Origin of the sequence: Williamsoniiplasma lucivorax ATCC 49196 (genome assembly GCF_000518285.1) — a bacterium.
GTDB lineage: Bacteria > Bacillota_I > Bacilli_A > Mycoplasmatales > Mycoplasmataceae > Williamsoniiplasma > Williamsoniiplasma lucivorax.
This window is the reverse complement of sequence record NZ_JADH01000024.1, coordinates 1-5,543: the sequence shown is the minus strand read 5'-3', so window position 1 is coordinate 5,543 and position 5,543 is coordinate 1. Positions and strand designations below refer to the sequence as shown.

3 protein-coding genes and 2 riboswitches are annotated in these 5,543 nt (G+C 29.1%); of the genes, 1 reads left to right on the top strand and 2 read right to left on the bottom strand.

Annotated elements, in window-relative coordinates:
* On the bottom strand, window positions 1-209 hold a 209-nt coding region (locus tag P695_RS05685), incomplete at its 3' end, for a hypothetical protein (protein ID WP_035026603.1).
* 98 nt (window positions 210-307) lie between these two features.
* Window positions 308-2,971 carry an HAD-IC family P-type ATPase gene (locus P695_RS0104680; RefSeq protein WP_051437401.1) on the bottom strand — a complete coding sequence of 888 codons (2,664 nt, stop codon included), beginning with the start codon at window positions 2,969-2,971 and terminating at the stop codon, window positions 308-310.
* 425 nt (window positions 2,972-3,396) lie between these two features.
* Window positions 3,397-3,486, top strand: a riboswitch (TPP riboswitch).
* Window positions 3,487-3,514: 28 nt separating this feature from the next.
* Here P695_RS0104680 and P695_RS0104675 point away from each other — a divergent pair.
* Window positions 3,515-4,555, top strand: a complete 1,041-nt coding sequence (locus tag P695_RS0104675) for an ECF transporter S component family protein (protein WP_028127069.1) — start codon at window positions 3,515-3,517, stop codon at window positions 4,553-4,555.
* Window positions 4,556-5,385: 830 nt separating this feature from the next.
* Window positions 5,386-5,475, top strand: a riboswitch (TPP riboswitch).
* Window positions 5,476-5,543: the final 68 nt, after the last annotated feature.

Sequence of the window (5,543 nt, the reverse complement as noted above, 5' to 3'; positions counted from 1 at the left end):
TGTCTTTTAACTTGTAACATTTTTGTGACCTTCTTTCCTGGTTCTTTGATTTTATCTCGGAACGATATTTTTTCTTCATCTTCCCAATCGATTATAACATTTGTGATGGCACTGCGTTGTTCTTTGCTTAATTCTAAGTCTGTTTCCACAGTTTTACTTTTGAAGTCCACAATGGTAATTCATTTAATTATTCATTTTTTACTAGACATTGGCATCCTCCCTTATTAGATTAGAAATTTTTTGTAAAAGTTTGCATGTTTTTCTCGAAAAATTAAAAAAATGCAAATAATTGCATTTTTTAAAAAGATTAATATCATTGTTTAAACACTTTTTGATAGCCAAATTTAGAAAATTCACCAAGTAACCAAGTTAATAAGATCAGACCAAGCATCACTAGTAATCAATATTTATTTGGTGGTTGAAACTTGACAATGCTAGCAATTGGCTGAACATAAGTAATTAAAAATGCTAAGCCAATAAAGAAAACCATGCCACAAACAAGTTGTCATGATGGGCGTGATTGTAGTAAAGAAATTTTTTCGGTGCGATAAACTAAAATTAAAATCATGTGGGTAATCATAGATTCTAAAAAGAAAGTTGTTTGAAAACGTTGAATAGCCCCTTCCATACCTTGATCAATTTGGTTAAATAGACCCATTCCATAACCAACAATAAAGAAATTAATTAAACTAATCAAAGTTGCAACAAGACCGTTTCAAAAAGCAAAAACAATAATCCGATTAGTGCTTCATTTTTTAGGATGGGTAATCGAAAATTTATCAACCTTATCAAAGACAAATATTAAATTAGCAAAATCATATAATAAATTTTGGAGTAACAATTGAACTGGTTGCATCGCTAAAAATTCAGTGAATCAAAATGATGAAATCAACAAGGTCATCATTAAACCAAAGTTAGCAGCAATAGTGATATTAATATACTTAATTGCATTGGTAAAAATTTCTCTACCTTTAATAAAGGATTTTTCTAATACAGCTAAGTCTTTTTCTAAAAGAATGACTGAAGCCGCTGCTTTAGCAAGCGAAGTTCCATTATTCACCGCGATCCCGACATCAGCTTTTTTAAGTGAAACCATGTCATTAACTCCATCACCTAAATAAGCGACCACATCGTTATCTTTGCTTTGTAAAAGATCGATAATTCTTGCTTTTTCGATTGGCGAAAGTTTAACAAGCACATTGGCTGTTTTTAAAACTTCGCTCATTTGCTGATCTTTTAATTTAAAAATTTCTTCACCAGTTAAACTGGTTGGATGTTTCATTTCTAAAGTTTTAGCAATATTTAAAGCAATTTCTTGAGCGTCTCCAGTTAAAATTTTTAAATCAATATTATAGTCATAAACTAATTTAATTGCTTCTTTAACATGTGGTTTGATGGTTTCTTCAAACAACAGCATCCCTTCATAAACTAGCTTATTTTTAATAATTGTTTTGGTTTTGTTGTTAGAAGCAATCACCAAAGTACGAAACCCTTGCTTGGAATATGTTTTCACTTGATCAGCTATTTTTGCTCGGTGCTCTTTGGTGATTGGGACCACTTCATCATTAACTTTGATAAAGCTAATATGTGTTAGCATTTCTTCCACACTACCTTTAGTAATTTGCACAACTTCTTTTTTAAACTTAACTAAAACACTAGCAATCCGTGTTTCATGATCAAAAGGTTGGTCAGCTAAAAGGGTGTATTTTTCTTGATATAAACAAGTTTCATTTAAAACTTTGAAAATACCTTGTTCAATTTTATTAGATAAATTTTGTTGGTTAATGGCATTTAAATAAATTAATTGTGCCAGATGATCACTTTGTTGGCCTTGATAATTCACTCAACTATTGAGAGTCACTTGGTCATTTGTCAGTGTCCCAGTTTTATCCATTGCTAAAACATTAACACTACCTAAGTTTTGCACAACCCCTAAATCTTTAATCACCACTTTTTCTTTAGCCAGTTGCTTCGAACCTAACTGGAGGTTCGAAGAAATGATGGCTGGTAAAGCTTCTGGGATTAAAGAAACAGCAATTGTTAAAGCAAAAATTAAAGCTTGAATTCAATTATTTTCTTGTCCCCCCAAACGCAAACCAGAAGTGATAAAAATAATCGGAATCATTGCTAAAATAGAAATAATTAAAACCTTTGTTACTTTTGCTAAACCTTTTTCGTATTCTGAAGTAGTTTCTTGTTCTTCAGCCATTTTAGAAATCGAAGCAGCATAATTAGCAATTCCAACATTAATCACAACCCCAAGTAAACTACCTTGCACAACTGTTGTTTGACTAAAACCAATGTTTTGCATTTGGATCATGGTTTTGCCTTTTTGATTATCTTTAAATTTACTTACAGCCTCACTTTCTCCCGTTAAAGAAGCTTCATCAATTAATAAGTTTTGGTTATAAATAATTCTAATGTCTGCCGGAATGACATCTCCGGCTTGTAAAAAAATAACATCCCCAACAATTAATTCTGATTGGTCTAATGTTTTTAATTTAGTTTTGACATCTTTAATGTCAAAACTATTAAAATTAAATTTTCCATCGTAAACCATAAAAGTATTTTCAATCATATGATGTAATTCTTTGTTCGATTTGTAAGCTTTATATTCTTGGGTGTAATCAACACCGCCCGCTAACACAATCATGAAAAAAATGACGAAAGCTGAAATTAGATCAATTAATTCATGAGTTTTTAAAAGATAAATTAAACATTCCGCTACTCCAATCGCAAAAAGTAAAAGATTAAATGGTTCAATTAGCACACCAAATAATTTTTTTAAGTGATTAAATTTTTTATGAATTAATTCATTTTTTCCTTGTGATTCTTGGCGTTGAGCTCTTGTATGAGCTTCCACGCCAATTGGTATATCAAGTTTTTTTGCAAAATCTTGAATGTTATTATTTGCTAGTTGAAGAACTTTTTGTTCTTCTGTGTACTTTAATTCAGAAGTTTTCTTTTTCAAAATTATTCCCCTCGCTATAACCTTAATTATAAAATTAAAATCAATATCTCTACAACAAAATGAATAAAAAGTTTAATTACTCCCAACAAATATCGGTTTATTGAGTTAAATTAAAATGTTGTTTATAAAAAGTATAATTTAGTAAAATATTGAAGCATCTTTATTTTACATTGCCATATTCCAATGTGTAAAATCTGTTCATTGCCTTAATAAAATAAATCTTCTAATTCATGATGCCATAAATACAGTATTAAAAAGGAACAAAAATATCTTTAGGTGAATCTAAATTTAGGAATTTAGAATAGAACTTTACAAAAGCTGAATGATAATTATTGTCTAATAATGTTTGTTTGTTAACTTTTAAAAACTTATCATTGAAAAATTTCTATCTTCAAAATCAAAAAAGTTATATAATCAAATTTGTAAATATATAGCAGAGGTAGCGCAAGCTTGAGAAATACTCTTTGAACCTGATCTAGTTAAAACTAGCGTAGGAAGTCTAATTAGTGATTTTTTTGTAGCCTCTGTCCAGGAGGTTTTTTTATGGAAGAAGAAAATTTACAAATGGCAACCAAGCCAATTAAAAAAAGACCAATTGATGTTTGGAATCAAACTAAGCTTTTAAGTCAAAACAAACCAAAACTAATCAAACTAGGGATTGTTTTTTCCATCGCATCAGTGGTGGTAGCATTATGTTTAGTTGTTGTGTTTAGTGTTTGAGATATTTCTTGAACTAAGCTCACTGATGAAGAATTTTTTAAAAATATCAAAATGTTATTAATTGTGATTTTTACTTTAGATGCCATTTTTGGCACATTAATCACAATGAGTTGATTTTTAAGTGATAATGAAAAAATTATCGAGAATAAAATGCAGTTTATGTTGTTGAGCATCATTTCATTTGCATTTATCAATATTGGTTTACTGATTTATATTTTTAAAAAAAATAAAGCTTTGCAAAGAAGAGAACCATTAACTTGAAAAAGATTTTGATTAAGATTGGGGTTTAGAAAATTAAGTGTTTATGATATTGTGTTATGTGGGATGTTTACCGCACTAACTATTTTGTTTGCTTATTTAGAACAATTTATGCCTGGCTTAGTTGGCGGTGGTGGACTAACTTTTAAATATCTCGGTTTAATTATTTTAGGTGTTGCAATCTCGCCAGCACTCTCAATTATTGTGGGGATGACTGGTGCTTTACTTTCACTCTTATTTGTCGGATCAACATTCATTATTTCCCCTTGATCATTTCTTTTAGATTATTTTGTACCAATGATTATTCCGGGAATTGTTAGCATTTTGAGATTTACAATCTCTACTAAAAAAGGTTATGTGAATTACTTAAACTTTATTATTGTTGGGTTCATCACCTTTTTAGGAATTTATATTATTCAAACAATTTCGGGATACTTCATTTGAGTAGCAATGGCTGGAGGTCCTGCTTGAGGCAGTAATGGTGTTGTTTATTCAGTTGTTTATAATGCTCTATCTATTTGACCATTCAACTATCCATTAACTCAAGTGTTGATGATTCCAACTATTAAAGTGGTAATGATTATGAACAAAAACAAAGGTTATTAAAACTCATTTCGTTAGAAATTGTTTCAAACAATTTCTAACATTTTTTATTCAAAATATGGTTCATAATTTGATAGATTGAAAATCACTTAAACCACTGAAAAAACCTTGATTAATACATGATTTAATGGTTTTGGTGATTTGGTTTTTAGTTGTTTTTTGTTAATTATGAAAATGATGGTTTTACTAATATTTTTTGTCTTTTTTTCACAACAAAAATGGTTATTAATTTTATTAGTCACAATCTCAGTAAAACCCAATGATCATCATCGTTTTAAAAAACAATTCATCATTTTCATCGGTTTTGAAAGCACTAATTTAGTTATACATTTTTTATATCATTAGTTTTAGCAATAAAACCCTGATTACTCCGTATCTCATTTACAGAGACTTGTGGCTTATAAGTCCATGATTTTTATTGGCTAATTTAATAAGACCGATCTTAATGTAACTATCATACAACTACTTCTCTGCAATTTAATTACTGCATTAGTATAATCATCAGAATTGGTGCATGAGTTTTTTAATAAAAGCTCGTAAAAATTACAAAATATGGTTAATAAAATGGTTTTTAAAAATCATATAAACCAAGCAAAAACCCAGATAAATAGGTGGTTTTATGATTTTAACGATTTAATTTTTGGTTTTATTTGTTTTATAACTTGATAGCTAAACAAACATTGATCTAATTGCCTTTTTATATCATCATCACCTTAAAATAATCCACCTAAAGTTTGATAATCCTTGTTAAGAAACAAATTCATGGTGGTAATTCTCATTTTATTCAAAAATTTCTTACCGATAAATTTTAAAAGGATTAAAATGAAAGTGTAAATATATAGCAGAGGTAGCGAAAGCTTGAGAAATACTCTTTGAACCTGATCTAGTCAATACTAGCGTAGGGAGTCTAATCAGATGTTTTTTTGTTATCTCTTTAAAGGAGATTTTTTTATGAAAATAGCATTTACAAAAATAGAAAAACCACCATTGG